This window comes from Simkania negevensis Z (assembly GCF_000237205.1).
Lineage (GTDB): Bacteria > Chlamydiota > Chlamydiia > Chlamydiales > Simkaniaceae > Simkania > Simkania negevensis.
This window is the reverse complement of sequence record NC_015713.1, coordinates 937,821-958,192: the sequence shown is the minus strand read 5'-3', so window position 1 is coordinate 958,192 and position 20,372 is coordinate 937,821. Positions and strand designations below refer to the sequence as shown.

General features: G+C 41.0%; 25 protein-coding genes. 18 read left to right on the top strand and 7 right to left on the bottom strand.

Annotation, left to right across the window (positions count from 1 at the left end; translation table 11 throughout):
• Positions 1 to 131: 131 nt before the first annotated feature.
• The 5 genes from SNE_RS05010 to SNE_RS04990 all read left to right on the top strand — a co-directional run bounded on the left by SNE_RS05010 (position 132) and on the right by SNE_RS04990 (position 2,663).
• Complete coding sequence (locus SNE_RS05010) at positions 132 to 419, top strand: Nif11-like leader peptide family natural product precursor (RefSeq protein WP_013943270.1); 288 nt, start codon at positions 132 to 134, stop codon at positions 417 to 419.
• 75 nt (positions 420 to 494) lie between these two features.
• Positions 495 to 782: a Nif11-like leader peptide family natural product precursor gene (locus SNE_RS05005; RefSeq protein ID WP_013943269.1), complete on the top strand. Its 288-nt coding sequence runs from the start codon at positions 495 to 497 to the stop codon at positions 780 to 782.
• Positions 783 to 910: 128 nt separating this feature from the next.
• On the top strand, positions 911 to 1,198 hold the full coding sequence (locus tag SNE_RS05000) for a Nif11-like leader peptide family natural product precursor (RefSeq protein WP_013943268.1): 288 nt from the start codon (positions 911 to 913) through the stop codon (positions 1,196 to 1,198).
• 162 nt (positions 1,199 to 1,360) lie between these two features.
• The gene (locus SNE_RS04995) at positions 1,361 to 1,606 is read left to right on the top strand and encodes a MoaD/ThiS family protein (RefSeq protein ID WP_013943266.1); all 246 of its coding nucleotides are present in this window, start codon (positions 1,361 to 1,363) and stop codon (positions 1,604 to 1,606) included.
• 1 nt (position 1,607) lies between these two features.
• Complete coding sequence (locus SNE_RS04990; protein ID WP_013943265.1) at positions 1,608 to 2,663, top strand: HesA/MoeB/ThiF family protein; 1,056 nt, start codon at positions 1,608 to 1,610, stop codon at positions 2,661 to 2,663.
• 247 nt (positions 2,664 to 2,910) lie between these two features.
• Here the strand turns inward: SNE_RS04990 and SNE_RS04985 are convergent, their stop codons facing one another.
• Positions 2,911 to 3,780 (bottom strand): DUF6969 family protein, encoded by an 870-nt coding sequence (locus tag SNE_RS04985; protein WP_013943263.1) that lies wholly within the window; start codon positions 3,778 to 3,780, stop codon positions 2,911 to 2,913.
• Between the two features lie 74 nt (positions 3,781 to 3,854).
• On the opposite strand from SNE_RS04985, the gene SNE_RS04980 reads away from it, so the two are divergent.
• The 5 genes from SNE_RS04980 to SNE_RS04960 are packed head-to-tail and all read left to right on the top strand — an operon-like array spanning position 3,855 to position 8,167.
• The gene (locus SNE_RS04980; protein ID WP_013943262.1) at positions 3,855 to 5,876 is read left to right on the top strand and encodes a ribonuclease R family protein; all 2,022 of its coding nucleotides are present in this window, start codon (positions 3,855 to 3,857) and stop codon (positions 5,874 to 5,876) included.
• On the top strand, positions 5,765 to 6,403 hold the full coding sequence (locus SNE_RS04975) for a DNA-3-methyladenine glycosylase (protein WP_013943261.1): 639 nt from the start codon (positions 5,765 to 5,767) through the stop codon (positions 6,401 to 6,403). The genes SNE_RS04980 and SNE_RS04975 overlap by 112 nt, the downstream gene beginning before the upstream one ends.
• Before the next feature lie 27 nt (positions 6,404 to 6,430).
• Complete coding sequence (locus SNE_RS04970; protein ID WP_013943260.1) at positions 6,431 to 7,096, top strand: DUF502 domain-containing protein; 666 nt, start codon at positions 6,431 to 6,433, stop codon at positions 7,094 to 7,096.
• Entirely contained in the window at positions 7,093 to 7,758 is a 666-nt protein-coding gene (locus tag SNE_RS04965) for a DUF502 domain-containing protein (protein ID WP_013943259.1), read from the top strand. The genes SNE_RS04970 and SNE_RS04965 overlap by 4 nt, the downstream gene beginning before the upstream one ends.
• Positions 7,733 to 8,167 carry a DNA polymerase III subunit chi gene (locus SNE_RS04960; RefSeq protein WP_013943258.1) on the top strand — a complete coding sequence of 145 codons (435 nt, stop codon included), beginning with the start codon at positions 7,733 to 7,735 and terminating at the stop codon, positions 8,165 to 8,167. Before SNE_RS04965 ends, SNE_RS04960 begins: the two co-directional genes overlap by 26 nt.
• Positions 8,168 to 8,199: 32 nt before the next feature.
• Here the strand turns inward: SNE_RS04960 and SNE_RS04955 are convergent, their stop codons facing one another.
• Together SNE_RS04955 and SNE_RS04950 are read right to left on the bottom strand one after the other, a co-directional pair.
• Positions 8,200 to 8,685, bottom strand: a complete 486-nt coding sequence (locus SNE_RS04955) for a hypothetical protein (RefSeq protein ID WP_013943257.1) — start codon at positions 8,683 to 8,685, stop codon at positions 8,200 to 8,202.
• Between the two features lie 50 nt (positions 8,686 to 8,735).
• Positions 8,736 to 9,323, bottom strand: a complete 588-nt coding sequence (locus SNE_RS04950) for a TetR/AcrR family transcriptional regulator (protein WP_013943256.1) — start codon at positions 9,321 to 9,323, stop codon at positions 8,736 to 8,738.
• Between the two features lie 101 nt (positions 9,324 to 9,424).
• Here SNE_RS04950 and SNE_RS04945 point away from each other — a divergent pair, with 101 nt between their 5' ends.
• Entirely contained in the window at positions 9,425 to 10,813 is a 1,389-nt protein-coding gene (locus tag SNE_RS04945; protein ID WP_013943255.1) for a cryptochrome/photolyase family protein, read from the top strand.
• Here SNE_RS04945 and SNE_RS04940 read toward each other — a convergent pair whose 3' ends face one another.
• Complete coding sequence (locus tag SNE_RS04940; RefSeq protein ID WP_013943254.1) at positions 10,814 to 11,017, bottom strand: DUF378 domain-containing protein; 204 nt, start codon at positions 11,015 to 11,017, stop codon at positions 10,814 to 10,816.
• Positions 11,018 to 11,180: 163 nt separating this feature from the next.
• Between SNE_RS04940 and SNE_RS13280 the strand changes: the two genes are divergently transcribed.
• The 7 genes from SNE_RS13280 (at position 11,181) to SNE_RS13185 (ending at position 16,463) form a co-directional block, all read left to right on the top strand.
• Positions 11,181 to 11,351 carry a hypothetical protein gene (locus SNE_RS13280; RefSeq protein WP_173361970.1) on the top strand — a complete coding sequence of 57 codons (171 nt, stop codon included), beginning with the start codon at positions 11,181 to 11,183 and terminating at the stop codon, positions 11,349 to 11,351.
• A 17-nt stretch (positions 11,352 to 11,368) separates the two neighbouring features.
• Positions 11,369 to 11,527 carry a small basic protein gene (locus SNE_RS12725; protein WP_013943252.1) on the top strand — a complete coding sequence of 53 codons (159 nt, stop codon included), beginning with the start codon at positions 11,369 to 11,371 and terminating at the stop codon, positions 11,525 to 11,527.
• A 2-nt stretch (positions 11,528 to 11,529) separates the two neighbouring features.
• Positions 11,530 to 11,997: an rRNA maturation RNase YbeY gene (gene ybeY / locus SNE_RS04935; RefSeq protein ID WP_013943251.1), complete on the top strand. Its 468-nt coding sequence runs from the start codon at positions 11,530 to 11,532 to the stop codon at positions 11,995 to 11,997.
• Positions 11,978 to 12,916 (top strand): ankyrin repeat domain-containing protein, encoded by a 939-nt coding sequence (locus SNE_RS04930; RefSeq protein WP_013943250.1) that lies wholly within the window; start codon positions 11,978 to 11,980, stop codon positions 12,914 to 12,916. The genes ybeY and SNE_RS04930 overlap by 20 nt, the downstream gene beginning before the upstream one ends.
• Positions 12,906 to 14,207 carry a hemolysin family protein gene (locus SNE_RS04925; RefSeq protein ID WP_013943249.1) on the top strand — a complete coding sequence of 434 codons (1,302 nt, stop codon included), beginning with the start codon at positions 12,906 to 12,908 and terminating at the stop codon, positions 14,205 to 14,207. The genes SNE_RS04930 and SNE_RS04925 overlap by 11 nt, the downstream gene beginning before the upstream one ends.
• Before the next feature lie 181 nt (positions 14,208 to 14,388).
• Entirely contained in the window at positions 14,389 to 16,290 is a 1,902-nt protein-coding gene (locus SNE_RS04920; protein ID WP_013943248.1) for a DUF3604 domain-containing protein, read from the top strand.
• On the top strand, positions 16,287 to 16,463 hold the full coding sequence (locus tag SNE_RS13185; RefSeq protein WP_013943247.1) for a hypothetical protein: 177 nt from the start codon (positions 16,287 to 16,289) through the stop codon (positions 16,461 to 16,463). The genes SNE_RS04920 and SNE_RS13185 overlap by 4 nt, the downstream gene beginning before the upstream one ends.
• A 123-nt stretch (positions 16,464 to 16,586) precedes the next feature.
• Here the strand turns inward: SNE_RS13185 and SNE_RS04915 are convergent, their stop codons facing one another.
• From SNE_RS04915 to SNE_RS04905, 3 genes are all read right to left on the bottom strand, one after another.
• Positions 16,587 to 17,108 (bottom strand): hypothetical protein, encoded by a 522-nt coding sequence (locus SNE_RS04915; RefSeq protein ID WP_013943246.1) that lies wholly within the window; start codon positions 17,106 to 17,108, stop codon positions 16,587 to 16,589.
• An 88-nt stretch (positions 17,109 to 17,196) separates the two neighbouring features.
• On the bottom strand, positions 17,197 to 18,672 hold the full coding sequence (locus SNE_RS04910) for a hypothetical protein (protein ID WP_013943245.1): 1,476 nt from the start codon (positions 18,670 to 18,672) through the stop codon (positions 17,197 to 17,199).
• A gap of 162 nt (positions 18,673 to 18,834) precedes the next feature.
• Complete coding sequence (locus tag SNE_RS04905; protein WP_013943244.1) at positions 18,835 to 20,322, bottom strand: hypothetical protein; 1,488 nt, start codon at positions 20,320 to 20,322, stop codon at positions 18,835 to 18,837.
• Positions 20,323 to 20,372 lie beyond the last annotated feature (50 nt).

The window sequence follows — 20,372 nt, the reverse complement described above, 5'->3', positions numbered from 1 at the left end:
CTTTTTTTTGTTGCGACCTTTATCTCGTTTTCTTAATAACGAAAATTAAATATTACGTCCAAAGGAGATTGGCGTGAGCGAGCAAAATGCTACACAAATTCTCAATATTCAAACCCTACAAGGAGCGTTTCATGAGTAAAAAACAAGCTATGGAATTTCTAAACCGTGTTGAAACAGATACTAACTTTAGAAAACAAATTCTTAGCTGTCAAAAGGCAGAGCAAAAAGAGAAGATCCTTAAAAAAGAACACTATACGTTTTCTAAAAAAGAGCTTGAAGAAGCCGTCAATGAAAAGTGGCATTCTAAGCTTTCTACTGAAGAGATGAAAAAAATTGTCGCTGCTGGTGGAAAAGGTCCTTGTTCTAATCCAGATATCCTGAAAGTTGTTTGTGCCTGTCCCGTAGCAAAAGAAGAATAAAATCATAAAGTGGGAGGACTTTTGCAAAATTGAAAGTTCTCCCTCCTTTCATTAAATTTTTTAGGAGACTCTTAAATGAGTAAAAAGCAAGCTATGCAATTTCTAGACCGTGTTGAAACGGATGCCAACTTTAGAAATCAAATTCTCAGTTGTCAAAAGCCTGAACAAAAAGAAAAGATCCTTAAAAAGGAAAAGTACACATTTTCTAAAAAAGATCTTCAAGAAGCCGTTGATGAAAAATGGCATTCTAATCTAACCCCTGAGGAGATGAAAAAAATTGTCGCCGCGGGTGGTAAAGGACCTTGTTCTAGCCCAGAGATTATGAAAGTTATTTCTGAAGCTGTGGCTTTGAAAGAGCAATAATTGAAAAACTACAGGAGTGAGATGCGTAGAGACCTTGCGCATAGAATGAGAATTGGTATTCTAACCTTTCTCCTGAAAAGAATAAAATTGATGATACCTTAGGTATTTATAAATCTTAGGAAAATTATATGAGTAAACAAAATGCAAAACAATTTCTAGATCGTGTTGAAACAGATGCTAACTTTAGAAACCAATTTCTAAGTGCTAAGAAAACCGATCAAAAAGAAAAGATCCTTAAAAATGAACACTACACATTTTCTAAAAAAGATCTTCAAGAAGCCGTCAACGAAAAGTGGCATTCTAAGCTTTCACCTGAAGAGATGAAAAAGATTGTTGCTGCAGGCGGTAAAGGGCCTTGTTCTAACCCAGAATCTATGAAAGTTATTTCTGAAGCTGCGGCTTGTAAAGAACAATAATTGAAACACTACTAGAAGTGAGATGAGAAGACCTAGATATTCTCATCTCATTTCAAAAGAAATGAAGAACTTTTTGCAGAGTTGTAAACTCTTCTTCTCACAAGACGATCTAACTTAAGTTTTGGGTAAATTTTGCCAGATTTCACCAATCCAAAGGATCCCATGATAAAACAAATTCATATTATATACTATGCGCTTCTTAGACAGGAAAGAGGTGTTCCTGAAGAAACTGTGGAGTTTGAGAAAAATACAGTAAGAGAGCTCTTCAACATGCTGAAGGCTCTCCATAGCTTTCGCCTCTCAGAGTCTCAAATCAAAGTGGCTGTCAATTCCAAAGTTGCCACTTGGGATACCCTCCTTTCTGAGGGAGACTCAGTTATTTTTATTCCCCCTGTTGCGGGAGGATAGCATGACACAGTATTACTCAAGACAAATCCGTCTTCCCGAAGTGCGCGAAGAAGGACAAGAGCTACTAAAAAACTCTAAGTGTCTTGTCGTTGGAGCTGGAGGGCTGGGATCGCCTGCTCTTCTCTACCTTGCAGCAGCCGGAGTAGGAACTGTCGGAATCTGCGACGGAGACACACTCGATGAAAGCAACTTGCACCGCCAACCTCTTTATCGCTTTGAAGACTTGGGGAAGAAAAAAGCAGAACTGGCAAAGAAGCGAATAGAGTCTTTGAATCCCTTTATCAAAGTCGAATGCCACCCTTCTCACCTCACAGCCAAAAATGCCCTTTCTCTTTTTGAATCTTATGACCTCATTTTAGATTGCACAGATAACTTTCGCGCCAAATTTTTGATCAACGACGCTGCGTATTTTGCGAAAAAAGCCGTTGTGAGAGCGAGCATCTATCAATTTGAAGGACAACTCCAAACCTACATACCTGAGAAAAGCGCCCCATGCCTCCGTTGCCTTTGGGAGGAAACCCCTCAAGAAGGGTGCGTTGGAACCTGCCAAGAAGTCGGAGTTTTAGGTCCCGTCCCAGGATACTTTGGAACTCTACAAGCCATGGAAGCCATTAAGTACTTTCTGAAGATGCCTACACTTCCTTCTCACGAAATCTTATTCACCGATCTCGTCTACCACTCAAAACAAGTCCTTTCCTTTTCTAAAAACAAGGAGTGCCCTCTTTGCGGGGAATCTCCCCGTATTCTCCATCTTGTCGACAAATCCGATTGGGAAATAGAAAGCAAAAATCTAAACGATTACCCCTTTCAATGGATTGACATACGAGAAGAAGAAGAGACCTGTCAAGCCCCCTGTCCTGGGAACAATGTACTAACGATCCCAATGAGCGCATTTGATTTTAGAAATCTAGACCCTCAAATCTCGTATCTACTCATTTGTCAGAAAGGAAAAAGAAGTCATTCTCTTGCGCGCGCTCTTAGAGCTGAAGGACTATCAAACGTCTACTCCTTGATAGGCGGCAGCGAAGAACTTGTCAAAGTTCTTCTTGACAAATGATTCTGTTCCCCTTATTCCAAAAAGCATACCTAATCGGAGGTTGTTGATGAAAAAATTTACGCTAACCTTTAGCTTGTGTCTTGCAGTTTGCGGAATGCTTATGCTTTCTTGCCAAAAGAAAAGCCTAAGCTGCGAACCAAATGACGGAGATGGCCAGTGTCAACCTTGTGGACCATGTGAGCCCTGTGGACCTTGCCAACCTGCAAATGGTTCCAAGCCCAACAAAAACCAACGTTAAAAGCTCTGCTTAAAGGGGAATTTCGATTCCCCTTTCTTCAATTAAACGGCTCAACACATCCATTTGAGCCTCTACTGAAATTTCTAACTCTGAAAGCACATCAAGTTGATAATCTTCCATAGCATCAACTAATGTATCCGCCTGGCTTTTCCTTTCTAAATCCTGCTCACGACGCAAAACAAGCTCAGAAATTTGAGGATAAAAAAGGCGAAGCATCGAGCTCAGCCATTTGTTGGTTACCCAAGAAGGATGGGTATGTTCAATTTGAAAAAGGTCTATCATCTTGCATACATCCTCACTCTTGTACCAATCTTCTCCTGTCACCCAACGATTTGTGGTAAATAGTTTGATTGGATACCCTTCATCATCCATAGAAATCGCAATCAAATGAGAAAACGTGTCGACATCGCTCATGGTATCATTTCTCCCATCGTAAAATTTAGGTAAAACCCCTTCAGGCATTCCACCCTGCCTTAAAAAAAGATGGAAATGGCCATGTTCTTCCTTTCGATGAGAGTGGTAGTAATACTGGGCAAAAGTTTCCTTATCATAAGCATCATGTTTAGGATAATGCTCCATCCCTAAAAACATTCCCTGCCCTTTTAGCAGTTCATGAACCACATGGGAACCGGCTTTTTCTAGAACTCTATTCCACTCGAGAATCTCCCGTCCTGCTAAATACATCTTCAAAAGTCGCTCGTCGGAGTACTGACTCAAAACTTCTTTTAAAGCCTGGCGCTCAACCACAATCGAGCGATGGTTTTTTATTGCGTTAGTTGAGCGAAACAGTGAAGAGAATGACTTCGCCCCAAAAAGGACGAAAAGTAAGACAAATAGCCCTACCCCATTTGTGAGTAAAATGACTCGAAGACGTTTCATAGAAGTTTGCGATTTTCAAAGTAATTAGATACAATCATAATTAGGTAACTCGATAAAGAGAAATAAAAAATTTAATGACTAAGCCCAAACCACGCACAACAGCCTCACCCCACCATCAAGTCATCCAAGGCACTATTCATATTCACTCGAAGGGTTTTGGATTTGTCACCCCAAGCGATCCATCCCTTTTTCCAGAAGATGTCTTCATTCCCAAGCACCTAAAAAAAAATGCCGTTGACGGTGATTTTGTCGAAATCGCCATTAACTCCGATAAAAAAAGCGAAAAGGGACCAGAAGGGTATGTTCTTTCTATCACTAAAAGAGCCAAAGAACAACTTGTTGGTATTGTCTGGATCATCAACCCCAAAGGAAACTATGTCCTCTACGTTCAGTCTCTAGGCGACGCGAAATCAGCATTTGTCAGAAAAAAGAATGGCATTTCCTACGAAATAGGAGACCGCCTTCTCTTAAATGTTCTTGATTGGGGAGATGAAAATGCTCCTGTCCTCTGTGAGGTAATGGAAAAAATCGGGACCATTTACGATACAGAATCAGACATTCCCGCAGCAGTCAAAGACTTTGGCATCCGCGCTGAGTTTCCACCCCACCTTGTTAAGATCGCAAAAAAGCTTCCGAAAAAGGTCCCTAAAGAAGATCTAAGCGGACGCCTCGATCTTAGGGATCTTGAGACCTTTACAATTGACCCCACAACCGCTAAAGATTTTGACGATGCCCTTTCTCTTTCCAAAGACGAAAAAGGATATCACCTTGCGGTCCATATTGCCGATGTTTCCCACTATGTGAAAGAAGGAAGTCCATTCGACGATGAAGCCAAGCTTCGCTCCAACTCGACCTATTTTCCAGGTGAGTGCGTCCCCATGCTTCCCGAAGCTTTGTCCAATCATCTTTGCAGTCTTAAAGAAAAAGAACTCCGCTTGACCATCTCTGTCCTCGTCGATTTCGATCTAGAAGGAAACCAGCTCCGCTCTAAAATAGAAAAAGCCTATATCTACAGCCAAAAACGGTTCACTTACGAAGAAGCAAAAGAAGTCTTAGATGGGAAAATCAAAAGTCCTTACTTGCCAACCTTACAGCTCATGGAAGAACTCTGCCTCCTCCTCAAGAAAAAGCGCTCTGAACGGGGATCTGTCGATTTAGCCCTACCCGAAGTCGTCATCCAAGTTGATAAAAAAGGAGAACCCTACGGTTACCAAGTTGTCGAATACGACATCACCCACCAACTCGTGGAAGAATTCATGTTAAAGGCCAATGAAATCGTGGCCGAATACTTTGTGAAAAGAAGCGAATCAGCCGTCTTCCGCATCCACGAAGTACCTTCCCAAGAAAACCTCGAAGAATTTTACGCCCTTGCCCGCTCTCTCGGTTTTCCCCTCAATGCAAAGCCCTCGCAAGAAGACGTTCAAAAACTCTTCACCCTCGCTAAACAATCGCCGCACATTCACCGCCTTTCCGTAGCCTTCATCCGAAGTATGAAACTCGCGATCTATTCTCATCAAAATGTGGGCCATTACGGGTTGGCGCTTGAGAACTATTGTCACTTCACAAGTCCTATCAGACGTTATAGCGATCTCGTGATCCACCGCCTCCTCTTTGATAAAACTCCCCCTCCAAATCTTGAAGAAATTGCCCGCACTTGCTCTGAGAAAGAGCGCACCTCGTTCAAAGCAGAGGTCAGCGTTGTTCTCATGAAAAAATTGCGCTTGCTTTCCGCCTACCAAAAAGAAGACCCCAGCCGCATTTACAAAGGAGTGCTCAGTAAAATCAAACCTTTTGGATTTTTCTTTGAAGTCGAACCACTCCAATTCGAAGGTTTCATTCACATTTCCGATCTTCGAGACGATTTCTATGAATTCAACCAAAAAATTCAAACTCTCATAGGACAAAATACCGGCAAATCGTTTAAAATGGGTGACCCGTTAGAAATCGTATTATCTGAAATCGATTTAATCACCTTGGAATGTAAATGGATTCTCTTGCAAGACGTCTCGAAAAAGCCAAAGTCCAAAAAAAAGAAGTCCTTTTACAAACATACTTTCAAAAAGAAGACGTCACGCAAATCGCGCAAGAAATCTTAGGAAAATTTCTCTTCACAGAGTTTCACGGTCTCCTCACAGGAGGAATCATCACTGAAACCGAAGCCTACAAAGGGGCGGAAGATAAAGCCTGCCACGCCTACCAAAATCGACGAACTAAACGAACTGAGGTGATGTTTGGAGCAGGAGGAACCGCCTACGTCTATCTCTGCTATGGTATCCACCACCTTTTCAATATCGTCACACATCAAGAAGGAACTCCCCATGCGATTCTCATCCGGTCAATCTTTCCCACACATGGAATAAAAACAATGCTGAAGCGGAGAAACAAAACAAAGCTCGACAAAACATTAACCTCAGGGCCCGGCTCTCTTTCTCAAGCATTAGGAATCCACACAAAACATTCTGGAACCCCCCTCAGTCAAAATGCAATTTGGCTTGAAGACCGAGGACTCATCATCGAAAAAAAAGAGATTGTAGCCTCACCACGTATTGGAATTGACTACGCAGAAGAAGACGCAGACCTCCCTTGGCGGTTCCACTTGCCAAATAACATTTTTTTCTCATAAGATCAGGGGATTACGGAGAATATCAATATGAAAAAATGCTTCATTACTGGTTTGGTGATTTTACTTCCCCTTGCTGTCACCATCGCCATCGTTGTCTTTATTGTGAATTTTCTGACAAAGCCCTTCATTGGTATTGTTGTCAGCTTTCTGAAAGAATTCGACATCCTAAATAAAGGATTTCTCTTTCTTTCTCGTGAACAAGTCGTTTTATACGGAAGTAAATTCCTGATTCTCATTTGTCTCTTTCTTTTCACCCTTCTCTTAGGAATGATCGCTCGCTGGTTTTTCTTTAAAGCTTTACTCAATTTAAGTGATAAAGTTCTCCACCGCATTCCCCTCATCAACAAAGTCTACAAAACCACGCAAGAAATCATTAAAACGATTTTTGTCACCGATAAAAGTTCATTCAAGCAAGTCGTGATGGTTCCCTTTCCCAAAGATGGAACCTATGTGATGGGACTCGTTTCTCGAGAATCCCCTCATGTCTGCTCAGAAAAAGCAAACGCTCCAATGGTTTCAGTTCTCGTTCCAACAACCCCCAACCCAACAACTGGCTTTTTGCTCATGTACAAAAAAGAAGACCTTATTCATCTTGACTTGAAGCCCGAAGCAGCCATTAAATATATCGTTTCGTGTGGGGTCATCACACCTGAATACCCAGCCCCCGTACCAAACGACACCAAGGCTACATGAAGAAAACATTTATTGCAGGACTTGCCACCCTCCTTCCCATTACTATTACTATTGTCGTCGTCGTATTTGTGATCGACCTTCTCACCGCTCCCTTCACAGGTTTTGTTGAAGAAATGATTAGCTTCTATGGAGGTCAAATTGCAGAAGAACACCATTACCTTCTCGTCGTCATCAGTAGGCTGATCGTCCTCGTCCTCTTTGTCGTGCTCATCTTTATTCTCGGAATCCTGGGACGACGTATCTTCTTTTCTTGGTTCCTAAAACTGACAAACCGCCTGCTTACAAAAATTCCGATTGTCAAAACCATTTATCGCATCTCACTTGACATCACGAAAAACGTCTTTTCAGAAGAAGGGAAAAAGCTTTTTAAAGGAACAGTTCTTGTTCCTTTTCCTCATCAAAAAACGCATGCTATTGGACTTCTCTCCGGCGACCCTCCAAGTGAAGTGGCAAAAAATACAGACCCGCGCGTTAAAGATACCACCTTTCAATCGATTTTTGTTCCCACCGCCCCTCACCCCATTTCGGGATTTCTTCTTATGTATTCGGATAAAGAAGTGAAAACAGTGGATATTGAGACCGAAGATCTGTTTAAATTTCTCCTCTCATGTGGAATCTTTCAGCCAGGCAAAAAAGATGACAAATCCGAAGATACCAAATAAAACGAAACGGGTCACATTCTTCCAAGTCACAAGTGACCAAATGAAGCGGAATCGAATCGTCAGCGTAGCACATGAATACTTTGAAAAAAAACAGCCTCTTCTTTTTAAACTGCCACACAAAAAGGCCTTAGAATACCTTGATTTCCTCCTATGGCGTTTGCCTCAGGATAGTTTTCTTCCTCACGTCATTAAAGATACCCCCTGTCAGGATCTCATTGTACTCACTTCTTCCGAAGAAAATCCCAATGGGGCCCGCAGCGTTTTCAACCTTACAGGAGAGCCGATCTTAAATCCCCATTTCACTACAATTTATACCTTTGAAGATCTAAGCTCGACAGAGAAAAACACCACCGCTCAAAAGCACTACCATGCCTATAAAGCCCATGGGTATAAAATTATCTCTCTTTAGATGGTGCTTCAGAAAACTCACGTACGACACCCTCAAAAGGCAAATCCGTAGGAGAAGCTTATCGACGAAAAGTTCTTAAATCCCTTTTTCGTCTGCGCTCCAACGCCAACTGCAACCTGCATGAAACGCCGGCTACCGGTATTTGTGACAAACTCCTTACCTATCAAAAATCCCGGAGCCACATATCCAAACTTGCCATGGTGTTTTCTCATAAACCCTCCAGCTTTGAGTCCCACACCTAAATAAGTTTGAGAGTCCAAATTAGGTTTGGGGTAGTAGAGATAACTGGCAAAGCCATGAAACTCTGTCACAACAATAAGCGGCGTTATCCCCACCCCATATTCAAATCCGTGGTGACCCACCTGCTCTCGATGTCCAATTTTCAAAGAGAGAAGCGTTGGAAGACCCGCCCCAAACCCTGCGTAGTTGTAGTTATTTGTCACTTGTTCTTCTCCGTAGAGTCCAGCTGTGCTTGCACTCAGTAATAATGTAATGATTATTTTCTTTAAAATATTCATATTCAGTTCCTTGTTCGATTTGAACGTTGTTCATTTTTGATTAAAAAAAATTATTGGATGAAACCACGTAAACAGTGGTCTATATAAGAAGTAACAAAACCCTCGGTTGCTGATTCATTCAATGCCTCCATTTTTCTGTTGATTAAGATAGAAGTCATTCCATGCATCGCCGCCCAAAAGAAATTGACAAGCTGATTTGCCTTTCCTTCAGAAAGACCAAACTTCTTTTGGACCGCTGCTTCGATGATGAAGAGCCCATTTTGAGCTTTTTCTTTGTACCATTCGGGCATCGGATCAATTGGAACGCTTTCAAAAAGAGAGCGCCAAAGTTTAGGGTGGCGTAATCCAAACGAGATATATGCCTTTCCCATTTTGTGAAAGACTTCATGAAGATCGCTCCCACATTCAATTTCCTTTCGCATCTCTTGATGCAAAACGCCATACATTTGGTCTAGGCACCTCACATTGAGTCGCAGAATAATCTCATTTAAGTTTTCATAGAGGTTGTAAACAGTCCCAACAGAGCAATCGCTTAGCTTTGCTAACTCTCGCATCCGAAGTGCCTCTCGCCCGTTTTGGTTAAGGATAGCCCACCCGTTTTCGAGAATGTCTTTTTTTAAGCCTGCGTCTTTGACCATCTTTTTTGAACCTTGTTCATTTTTGCGATAACGTTAACTTTTTCCGATTTTTTTTGTCAATCTATAGATCAAAACCATGTTTTAGAAGTATACATGTAAAAATGAAAACACTTTTTTGGTTCAAACAAGACCTTCGCTTATCCGATAACCAAGGATTATATGAAGCAGCCAAAATTGGTAGTGTCTTACCTATCTACATTTTAGACCCTAACCATTTTTCCCTCGGAGCAGCAAGTCGTGTATGGCTGCATCATTCATTAAAATCATTAAGTCAATCACTTGATGGGAAGTTGGCTGTTTTTCAAGGTGCTCCTCTTGAAGTCATTCGACAATTGGTCAAAAAATACCAAATCCAAGCTGTTTACTGGAATCGAGGTTATGAACCATGGCAAATTTCACAAGAAAAAGAAATCAAAATCCAGTTAGACAAAGAAGTCAAAGTCCAAGAATGGAGCAGCTTTCTACTTTGGGAACCATGGAAAATTTTGAAGGCCGACGAAACCCCCTATAAAGTATTTAGCCCTTACTACAAAAGAGGGTGTTTATTCGCTGACCCGCCAAGGGACCCCTTAGGATCACCCTCAAAACTAGATTTAATACCAGTTAAACATCATGGGTTAGACTACTTAGACCTCCTCCCTAAAGTTCGCTGGGATGAAAATGTTTTGCAACACTGGAACATTGGAGAAAAATCAGCTTGGAAAAAGTTTCAGACGTTTTTAGCCGAAGGACTCTTGTACTACAAAACGGGAAGAGACTTTCCTGCACAAAATGCAGTCTCACGCCTTTCGCCTCATCTTCATTTTGGGGAAATTTCCCCTCATCAAATCTGGTCTGTTGTTAATTCTCAAAAACAAGACCACAATACCAGCTCCTTCTTAAGTGAACTTGGCTGGCGAGAATTTTCTTACTACCTCCTCTACCATTTTCCCACTTTGCCAACTCAAAACTTCCAATCAAAATTTGACTATTTTCCCTGGAAATGGGAAAGCCCATACCTTCAGCATTGGTGTAGTGGAAAAACAGGTTTTCCTATTGTCGACGCAGGCATGCGTGAATTATGGCAAACAGGTTATATGCACAATCGTGTTCGAATGATTGTTGCTTCTTTCCTTGTAAAAAACCTTCTCATCCACTGGCAAATAGGCTTAAACTGGTTTGAAAATCACCTTTTAGATGCTGATCTTGCAAGCAATAGTGCCAGCTGGCAATGGGTAGCAGGTTCAGGAGCAGATGCTGCTCCCTATTTTCGAATTTTCAACCCCATCACACAGGGGGAAAAATTTGATCCTCACGGAGAATACACCCGTCGTTACGTTCCAGAACTCAAAAAACTCCCCGACAAGTACCTGTTTTGTCCTTGGGATGCGCCAAAGAGCATTTTGGAAAAAGCTGGGGTGAAGCTTGGAAGGACATATCCGGAACCCATCATCGATCTTAAACAATCCCGAGAAGAGGCTCTCCAAGCTTTTGATCAGATGAAAGATTAATTACCTTTTCCAGCGTTTCCTGATCGCTTTCCAGCCAACTATTTGGTAGACGGCTGCAATTCCAACGATAACGTAAGCGATGCGATCAATGTAACAACCACTAAAGACATACTGAATCAGATTGAAGTCAAAAAGTCCGATAAGTCCCCAATTGACTCCTCCAATAATCATAATGATTGCAACAAGTGTGTCGAGTTTTCTCATGGTATTCTCCTATTATAGAGTTTTCGAAACATAAACTTATTTTTTAGGAAACGGCTGTAAAATTAAAAGAATTATTTTGCATTTTCTATCTTCGGTGGGAATTGGGGTTGAAAGTTTCTGACAAAGTCTGTATAGTATTTACTTACTAAACATGGAGTATTTCATGACTAGAGTGAGTAAGAAAGATCGCTTAAAACGATGCCCGAAAAAACCAAGATATGGATCGACAAAAACGGGCCCGAAAAAAGATAATTTACCTAAAGGTTTTAAAGAGCATGCAAACGTCTTTAGTGGCGAAGTTGCTCATGGAACCTTCATTCCAAAGATTAAATAATTGAGGCAATACAAAAGATGTCGAGACATCCTAGTTACGGAAAATCGAATAAAGGTGGCAAAAAGCAAAACGTTCTAAAACGGTTCCAACGTATTGATATCCTTCGCAAATTAGGACGCTGGAAAGATGGAGAGAACAAAAAGGTCACAGGTCTTCCAAAGACCCCTGTTAAATAGCGGTGAAAATCAATTGCTATAACTCTCAGGAATCCCTAAAAATTCCTCCAGCACGTGTTGAGCTTCTCGTTGAATGTGTGCTTGCTTTCAAAAAGGTTAAAACAGATGAGATTTCAATTCACTTCGTGGATAAAAAGACCATCTCTGAGCTCCACAAGGAGTTCTTTCAAGACCCGACACCAACTGACTGCATTACCTTTCCCGTGGACGCCCCGGATGAAGATCCGGGAGGACACCACGTGCTTGGTGAGGTTTTCGTCTGTCCAGAAGTGGCCATTGAGTATGCAAAAGCTCACAAACTCCTTCCTTACGACGAAGTTTCTATGTACATCATTCATGGCCTTTTGCACCTTCTCGGCTATGATGACTTATCTCCAGATGAAGAAAAGATAATGCGGGAAGAAGAGAAAAGGTGTATGAAGTATTTAAGAAAGCAAAATGCATTGATTGATGAAATTTCTGAAAGTTAACGCAACGGCTTTTTTTCTTATGTTATGCGCACTGAGTTGGGGCGTCGCGCCGAGTGAGTTCCAACGGGCAGCTCTAAACGGAGACACAGAAGTCATTCGACAAGGTCTTAAAGAAAAAGGGCTTGAATACATTCGCTATCTTGATAAAGATCACAACACTCCCCTCCATTTAGCTGCTTGCGCAAAGAAAGGAGGAGACAAAGCCGATATTCTCTCCCTCCTTTTGAAATCAGGAGCGGATGTCAACGCCACAAACCGCTATTTTTCAACTCCTCTTTTGATCGCTGTCAGTACAAATAATATAGAAGGAACTCGCGTCTTATTAAAAGCACCCGGAATCCAAGTCAATGGAGTCAATTCTTCTAATCTCACGCCATTGATGACTGCGATACGCATCCGATCCATTGAACTCATCAAACTTCTCCTCTCTCATCCCTACCTTGAGCCAAATCAAGAAAATCCCGATGGGCTCACAGCATTGCACCTCGCTTCGATGTGGGGATTTACAGAAGAAGTCGAACTCCTTTTAAAAGATCCTAGGATAAATCCTCATCCCAAGCAACCTCAAGGAGATTTCATAGGGGCTCTCCCCTTACATTATGCGGCTATGCAAGCCCACTCCGAAGTTGTTAAACTCCTTCTTCAGCAAAAAGGAGCAAACGTCCATGCGACCATAAGTGACGGACTCTACCAGGGATTCACTCCTGTTCACTGCGCAGTCATGAACCCTAACGTTCCTGAGGTCTTCGAATGTCTTAAGCTTCTTATAAAACACGGTGCCAAAGTGACGGTCAAATCCAAAAATGGAAAGCTTCCGTCTGACCTCACAAATGTGCGAGTGATTCAAGAATTTCTCGCCGATCCTAACCCTAATTACAAACTTAAGCAAAATTTTTCCGGCAACTCTCATGATCTTTGAATCTTTCATCACCCCCTTGATTTTTCTCATCGGCATTAGTCTCGTGACAGGGCTCACAAGATCCTTGCAGTTTTTAGGCCGCATCCGATTGAAACAAGAGTTCAAGCGGAAGCCTCACTATTACTTTTTTTTCCTGACTGTGAAACGTCTTTTCCCATTAGGAAAATGGGATAGCATCTATTATCTTCTCAGTTTTACAAAATACCTTCTGAGAATTCTCTTTGCGATCACTTGCTTTTACTATGTCAATTTTCTTCTCTTTCCCAGCGAAGTAGGAATACATCCCTGGCACGTCACCTTAGCCATTGCCATTGCAGCAGCCATAGCACTCATCATGGAATTTATCATGCGTTACGCTGCAAATATTAGCCCCTTTGGAATCCTCCGATTCGCCACTCCAATCTCCACTTTTTTCCTTCTACTATTTTCTCCCATCACTCTCTTCTTCTTAAAAATTCATAAATGTCTTTTCTATAGAAATAAGATCGCTCCAGCAAAAAGCAAAGTGAAAGATAAAATCCTTGAACTCGTTCAAGAGTCTGAACTCAGTACCCTTCTTGATCCTCTGGATAGACGCCTTATCACATCTGTTGCCTCATTCCGGGATCGAATTGTTCGTGAAATCATGGTCCCTCGGATTGATATTTTTTGCCTCTCAGTCAACCAAACAGTTCATGAAGCTGCTCAAAAGTTTCTATCCGAAGGATATAGCCGGATTCCTGTTTACCGAGATACAATGGATAACATTGTTGGAGTCATTCTCTATAAAGACGTGATGGAATACTACTTCAACTGCATCGAGAAAAAAGAGACCTCTCCTTTAGAAACTCCCCTTGAAAAGCTTCTAAAACCTGTAATTTACACTCCTGAAACTAAAAAAATCTCGCACCTCTTGCAAGAGATCCGAAGTCAACAAATTCACTTAGCAATTGTCGTCGATGAGTATGGTGGAACCGAAGGAATCGTGACGATAGAGGATATTTTAGAGGAACTCGTTGGAGAAATTGCCGATGAATACGACATCATTGATGAAGAAAAGCTTTACGTGCCTTACCCTGCGGGGGGATGGATTGTCGACGCAAAAATGACCATCATCGACATCGAAAAAGAACTCGGAATTTTCATTCCGCAAAGCCCAGAATACGACACACTAGGAGGCTTTGTCTTTCACCGAGCCGGAACCATCCCTTCGAAAGGATGGAAAATTCACAGTGACAATTTTGATTTAGAAGTGCTGAGTTCGAGTGCAAGAAGCCTTGAAAAAATCATTTTGATCCCTCCCGGTCAATGAACACTCCCGTTTATTCACTCAAAAACATTAGCTCAAAGCAGTCTATGATTTTTTTTAGCATAGAAGAACGAGTGAAAGAGACTCAGAGTTCAGGTTAAAACTACTTCTGGATATTATTTGGGTTTGAAAAAGAATCAAAAATTCGCTAAAATTATCTGATATTAAAGCTGTAAGGAGTCCCATGCGCCGTTCTATTAGTTATGCCGAACCAAAAGTTGCTCTTGCTGGTGAGACCAAAACTTGGAAGTTCATTTTTACACCTGGTGCCGACCTCCCTAAAGGAGCTCGCCTCAAATTTGACTTGAGCTCGAAAGGACGTGATTTTGACTGGGAAATTCCACAGACAAACCTCAAAGCGAAAAAAAATCTGATCTGGTTAGAAGCCTCAGGGAAAAAAGCCTTAGCAGCTAAAGAAGTGTTCATTCCTGAACATAGTTTACCCCAATTCGAATTTATCCTCCCTGGAGATGTCAAAGCTGGAGACCCTATCACTATTTTTGTTGGTTCTCCCGAAGATGCTACTGATGGGAAAGGCAACCGTGCACAAACAAACACTTTACGTCGCCGCCCTTTTTACCTTTTTGTCGATCCAAAAGGAAAGGGAGAGTATAAAGAAACAGAAATCTTCCATCTAGACGTGCGAGGAAATGACCTCCACTCAATTCGAATCATCGCACCTTCGATGGTGACCAAAAACCAACGTTTTGATGTCATCGTTCGTTTCGAAGATGAATTTGGAAACCTAACAGGTAAAGCTCCAGAGGGAACTCTCATCGAGTTTAGTTATGAAAAACTGAGAGAAAACATCAACTGGAAGCTCTTTGTTCCTGAAACAGGATTCATCAACCTTCCCAATCTTTACTTCAATGAGCCCGGAATTTACCGTATTCAGCTTAAGAATCTCGTAACGAATGAAATCTTTTACTCAGCTCCTATAAAATGTTTTGCAGAAAACCAAGGACAACTTTTTTGGGGACTTTTTCATGGAGAATCTCTTCTTTGGGACGCTACTGAAAACATTGAATCTTGTCTTCGCTATCAACGTGACGAAAAAGCGATCCAATTTTTCTCGACCTCCTCTTTCGAAAGTGAAGATGAAACCTCAGTAGAAAACTGGAAGGCTATCTATTCTCATGTCTCAGAATTTAATGAAGACGAACGTTTTACAACATATCTAGGTTTTCAATGGTCAGGTTCTCCTGGGTCAGAAGGCCTAAGACAAATTGTCTACCTTAAAGACAGCAAACAACTCCTTCGCAAAAAAGAAAGTAAGGCTAACAACCTCAAAAAAATCTACAAAAGCCATACTCCAAAAGATTTTATCTCAATTCCTTCGTTCACTATGGGTTCAACCACGTTTTTTGACTTTGAAAACTTCACTCCTGAATACGAAAAAGTAGTCGAAATCTATAATGCTTGGGGATCTTCTGAATGCACGAAAGCCGAAGGAAATCTCCGTCCAATCGTTTCGAAATCTAAAAATGGAATTAAAGAAAAACCCGAAGGATCTATAAGACGCGCTTTAAATCAAAATCACCGCTTTGGATTTATTGCAGGAGGTCTCGACGACAGAGGTGTCTATTCAAAGCTCTTTGAAACAGACCAAGCTCAATACTCTCCAGGCCTCACAGGAATTATTGCAGCAGCGCAAACTCGCGATGGACTCATGCAAGCCATTGCAAAAAGGTCTTGCTATGCAACAACAGGACCTCGCATCATTGTCGGATTTCATATTGCGAATGAACCTATGGGATCAATTTTAAACACCAAAGCAAAACCCGGGCTTTTTTATAATCGTCACATCACAGGTTTTATTGTCGGAACTGCTCCAGTCAAGGAAATCCTCATCATCCGTAACGGAAAAGAATATAAAAAGATGAACCCTAATGAAGCCTGTTTCGATTTTGTCATCGATGATGAAGAACCTCTAGATAAAACAACTTTAAAAGTCAAAGGTGAGGAGCCTCCCTTTACATATTATTACATGCGTGTCCTACAAGAAGATGAACACATCGCTTGGACTTCCCCTATTTGGATCGACCTCTCACCTCCAGCAATTGTTGAAAAGAAGAAGAAAGTGTGAAAACCTTTTTCATCACTCTCGGTTTCACAACTCTACTTCTCATCTTTTCAGCGATCGGCCTTGGAATCGGTAAACTCATCACCGGGCGTTCTAAACTCTCATGCAAACGATGCGGTCATCCAGAAAAAAAAGATGAGTGCTCAATCTGCATAAAAAGAGAAAAGAAAAAATAATAACCTGAGTTCTGGATTTATTTTGCTTATTAGTAGAAGAGAGTTCTCTTAAATTCTCGAAATTTTTGCTGATGGGAAGGGGTAAAGAAAAAAGAAACTCAGGTTAACAACGCGGATTCTGAATTAGGTATAGCTTTTAAGAATAATGTCTCGAAAAATTGTGAAATTATTGGGATTGCCCACGAGATAGGTCTCAACAAAGTGATGTGGAGTCATTGACTCCCAAATCCTTAGCCGATAGTTTGCTGATTCTTCCCCTTCTGCTTTGATGACAAAGTTTTTCACAACATCTTGAAAAAATACGCGTTGTAAATCAAAAACTTGCGTGAGATCTTCTGCAGTGAATTTCCCGTTTCTTATATTATCAGGGGTGCAAGTCCCAATGAGATTTTCAGCCAGAGTTGCAAAAGCCCCCTTCTCGATACGACGAACATGCACGGGAACAATCATGAGATCATGAAAGACTACAATGGTTTTGAGAACAACAAAGAAAAACTGCTGGACTAAGCCATCAATATCTTTGGCACTTCGAAGAGCTTTAACTGAATCCCACCATGAAAGCCCTTTTCTGCCCCCTTTAAGCCCCTCCCAAGTAGGCGTCAATACCTGAACTAGGCTGTTAGCCCCCGAAACTCCTCTAACCATAAAAAACCTCTTACATACTATACTTAAGAAAACTCAAATTTTGAGTTTTCTTAAGTATACAGTCTTACTAATCATCGTGCAATTGATGTTAAACCCCAAACGCCTCGTTTAATAAGTCCCCTACAGCTCTTCGAAATGCAGCTTCTTTTAAAATATCTTCCATTTTTCCAACAAACTCGTTGATACGTGATACCGTTCCGGTTTTGAAATCAAAACAAGCTTCCCATTCATCAATAAATGCTTTCTCTGCTTCGTCTTCGATTTTACTATAGAGAGAAACCTGATCTCTTAAAAATCTATTTTGATAGTGATAGAACAGTCGAACTGCTGCTGGAGGATTTCCATGTATTAAGTGGTGATTAGCACGAATTAATTCATACTCTTGTTCACTTTGGAGAAGAGTTAGAAGACGCCCTTTAAAAATGGAAGGATCTGTTTCATATGCTCTCCAGCAAGCATCTACTTGTTGGCGGGCATCCAGATCCAAAAACATCTCAATTTGCTGCAAAGTATACTGCTTACGTATCTCAGGAAAGGTCACAAACAGCTTTTCTTTAATTTGACCCCAATCGTATGGACTACTTTTGTATATAAACTCTACAAATTTGGAAAAGTTAGTTGTCGATGCATATCCATTGATGGGACGAAAGATCTCAATAACTTTTGGGTCATCTCCCCTTTTCCCCAATTCCAGCGCAAAGTTCTTTTCAATCTTTCTAAATGCTTTTGGTTCAACTAAACCGACAATTTTCCGTTTTTCCTCATAGCTCAATGACTTGTAATGATCGGAAAGGGCTTTCTGTATTAAGTCGTCCACATCTTGGTCTTCAATCTTGCCATCATGATAGTCTTCTACTGCACCCTCGTGTTTTGCCAATATCTTTAGCGCTTCAAAACGACGGTAAGCTGGAGAATCCGGTTCAAAACATCTAGCAGCATACTGCAATGCATAATCAGGAAATCCAAATAAAAACTCTCTAAAGTTTTCAACCCACTTTTCTTGCTCTGAAGTTCTCACTCGGGCATGTAGAGCTTGGAAAAGATGTTTTGGAAACTCCGTTTTCATTTCTGCTCCCCAATCAATATCATTAAATACTGCTTCATTTATTCCCTTTATCACTTTCTCGTCTTGCTGATTAAAAAGCTCAATAAAGAGCTCTTCCGGATCATCTCCAGGCCAAACTGCAATGCGGTAGACAAGCAATTGAAGACGTTGAGAATGCGATCCCTTTGAAAATTCTTCTAACAAATCACCTTTCTGCTCTTCCAAGCTTTTTTGCGGCAATGGCGGACTCTCACTCTTTTTCGGAGTTAAGATGCCAATTTTTTCGAAAGGCCAACGAATGACCGAAAGGCAAAAAAAGTACCCATTCATCACCACGCTACAAAAATAGAAAACCGGGGAAAGAATTTTGCCTAGAATACCCTGAGAGGAGCCGGTATTTGAAGAAATCGAGTCTTTTTGATGGGGCGACTTTGGAGGAGGTGGCCTCGTATTGCTATCTTTTCCGGCTTGACTGGGATGCAGATCTTTTGTAGATTCAGAAGACACTCTTGTCGCCATAACTGTACTCCTCTAAAAGTTGAATTGGGTGAACTAAAAAAGAAATTTTAATATTAAGAAAAGATTAAGTAAATGAAAAAATTTCTTACCTTTCTCGAGATCGTGCCTTCACAAATTGTTTAAGTAACCTAAACATTGGGTTTCTTTCACTCATTCTCAGACTTAAACAATTTCAGAATCTTTCTCTCGTGGAAACTGCTTGTCTAAGACTTTTTGAGCTGCGGCTCTATAATCGGGAGTCGGTAGAAGAACTATCAGTTTTTTAACAAAAGCTTCGTAGTTGCTCGGCTCAAGTGTATCGAAGTTATAAACCTTTTGCCATTCATGAAAAAATGGCAGCTCTTGATCTTTTTTACCGATTTTAACATCGCGGTAAGCTATAAATAGTTGCAAAACGCCACTGTAGTTATCTCTGACAAGAAGATGATTCGCTTCTTTTCTTGCCTCTTCATTGGCACTTGTTGCAAGCACTTCAAGGCGCATTTTAAAAATCGAAGGTTCCGATTCATAAGCCCAACGGCATGCGTCCGCTCTTTTCTGTAAAGGATAGGCAAGAAAAACTCGATCAAGATTTAGAAGATACACCTTGCGAATGGCTTCAAATTTTTCTAGAGTTCGAAACTTGAGATCTGCCCATTCGTCAGGAGACTGATTAGCAAGAAAATTTAAGAAACCTCTAAACCTTTCTTGAAAACCTTCCCCAGAAGATGGATAACCAGTCTTTTGAGAAAAAATCTCATCTATTCCTGATTCGTGACATGCTTCAACAATCGAGTCTAACAGTTGTTTTTCTGCACTTTGAAACACTTTAAGATCAACGTACGCTTGAAGTTTTTCTTTTTCTTCCTGACTCAACTTCCCATAGAATGTGGAAAAGGCTTCAGCTAAAGATGCTTTCACTTCTTTCTCATCAATTGTTTTAACATGAAAATCTTGCATACAATGTTCATCATAAGCTGCAAGACGTTCGAGAGCTTTAAACTTGCTCCATGTTGGGGCTTCAGACTCAAAGCTTGTTGCAACATAAGTTAAGAGATAATCTGGAAATTCAAGTAAAAAAGCGTGAACATCTTCGATCAACTTTTCCTCAGAAAAAGTTCTATCTTCTTGCTTCTTACTAAAGACACGAAACAAAAGTTGAGGCATTTCGGCTTTTGCTCCTTTAAGATCTTTTCTTAATCCAGACATGAGTCGCCTTGCCAATGCCAATACCACTCCTTCCTCTTGCTTATTGAATAGTTCGATAAAAAAAGTTTCTGCACTCACGTCTTCCCAAACAGCGAGGTTGAAAAGGAGGAGTTTCAAGCGCTCAGCATGAGAAGCGTTCGTAAATGTGCTTCTCATTCCCTCTTTTCTTTCTTCAATGCTCTGAACTGGCTTCTCTGCCTCTGACATTTCGGCAGAAGATAAAAAACCAATTGCTTCAAATGGCCACCGAATAAGCGACCAAACATACCAGACTCCTTTCATCACATAATCAAACACATTGGATAAAACGCCACCAATTCCATTCCCAGAGTTTGCTTCTTCATGAGGAGAAAGTGTGTCTTCGGTATGAGGAGGCTTTAGAGGAGGAGGTTTATCAGTACCTCCTAAATCAATTGGAAGACTTAACCTTTCAGAACTATTAACTCTAGGTAATCCAGACATTTCAATCCTCTTCGCGCTAAATTTAAGAAAGGATTTTAAAATTAAGAAAA

Excerpts from the sequence above, each read along its gene's own strand:
- SNE_RS05010 (WP_013943270.1), top strand. The coding sequence starts at position 132 with ATGAGTAAAAAACAAGCTATGGAATTTCTAAACCGTGTTGAAACAGAT.
- SNE_RS05005 (WP_013943269.1), top strand. The coding sequence starts at position 495 with ATGAGTAAAAAGCAAGCTATGCAATTTCTAGACCGTGTTGAAACGGAT.
- SNE_RS05000 (WP_013943268.1), top strand. The coding sequence starts at position 911 with ATGAGTAAACAAAATGCAAAACAATTTCTAGATCGTGTTGAAACAGAT.
- SNE_RS04995 (WP_013943266.1), top strand. The coding sequence starts at position 1,361 with ATGATAAAACAAATTCATATTATATACTATGCGCTTCTTAGACAGGAA.
- SNE_RS04990 (WP_013943265.1), top strand. The coding sequence starts at position 1,608 with ATGACACAGTATTACTCAAGACAAATCCGTCTTCCCGAAGTGCGCGAA.
- SNE_RS04985 (WP_013943263.1), bottom strand. The coding sequence starts at position 3,780 with ATGAAACGTCTTCGAGTCATTTTACTCACAAATGGGGTAGGGCTATTT.
- SNE_RS04980 (WP_013943262.1), top strand. The coding sequence starts at position 3,855 with ATGACTAAGCCCAAACCACGCACAACAGCCTCACCCCACCATCAAGTC.
- SNE_RS04975 (WP_013943261.1), top strand. The coding sequence starts at position 5,765 with ATGGATTCTCTTGCAAGACGTCTCGAAAAAGCCAAAGTCCAAAAAAAA.
- SNE_RS04970 (WP_013943260.1), top strand. The coding sequence starts at position 6,431 with ATGAAAAAATGCTTCATTACTGGTTTGGTGATTTTACTTCCCCTTGCT.
- SNE_RS04965 (WP_013943259.1), top strand. The coding sequence starts at position 7,093 with ATGAAGAAAACATTTATTGCAGGACTTGCCACCCTCCTTCCCATTACT.
- SNE_RS04960 (WP_013943258.1), top strand. The coding sequence starts at position 7,733 with ATGACAAATCCGAAGATACCAAATAAAACGAAACGGGTCACATTCTTC.
- SNE_RS04955 (WP_013943257.1), bottom strand. The coding sequence starts at position 8,685 with ATGAATATTTTAAAGAAAATAATCATTACATTATTACTGAGTGCAAGC.
- SNE_RS04950 (WP_013943256.1), bottom strand. The coding sequence starts at position 9,323 with ATGGTCAAAGACGCAGGCTTAAAAAAAGACATTCTCGAAAACGGGTGG.
- SNE_RS04945 (WP_013943255.1), top strand. The coding sequence starts at position 9,425 with ATGAAAACACTTTTTTGGTTCAAACAAGACCTTCGCTTATCCGATAAC.
- SNE_RS04940 (WP_013943254.1), bottom strand. The coding sequence starts at position 11,017 with ATGAGAAAACTCGACACACTTGTTGCAATCATTATGATTATTGGAGGA.
- SNE_RS13280 (WP_173361970.1), top strand. The coding sequence starts at position 11,181 with ATGACTAGAGTGAGTAAGAAAGATCGCTTAAAACGATGCCCGAAAAAA.
- SNE_RS12725 (WP_013943252.1), top strand. The coding sequence starts at position 11,369 with ATGTCGAGACATCCTAGTTACGGAAAATCGAATAAAGGTGGCAAAAAG.
- SNE_RS04930 (WP_013943250.1), top strand. The coding sequence starts at position 11,978 with ATGAAATTTCTGAAAGTTAACGCAACGGCTTTTTTTCTTATGTTATGC.
- SNE_RS04925 (WP_013943249.1), top strand. The coding sequence starts at position 12,906 with ATGATCTTTGAATCTTTCATCACCCCCTTGATTTTTCTCATCGGCATT.
- SNE_RS04920 (WP_013943248.1), top strand. The coding sequence starts at position 14,389 with ATGCGCCGTTCTATTAGTTATGCCGAACCAAAAGTTGCTCTTGCTGGT.
- SNE_RS04915 (WP_013943246.1), bottom strand. The coding sequence starts at position 17,108 with ATGGTTAGAGGAGTTTCGGGGGCTAACAGCCTAGTTCAGGTATTGACG.
- SNE_RS04910 (WP_013943245.1), bottom strand. The coding sequence starts at position 18,672 with ATGGCGACAAGAGTGTCTTCTGAATCTACAAAAGATCTGCATCCCAGT.
- SNE_RS04905 (WP_013943244.1), bottom strand. The coding sequence starts at position 20,322 with ATGTCTGGATTACCTAGAGTTAATAGTTCTGAAAGGTTAAGTCTTCCA.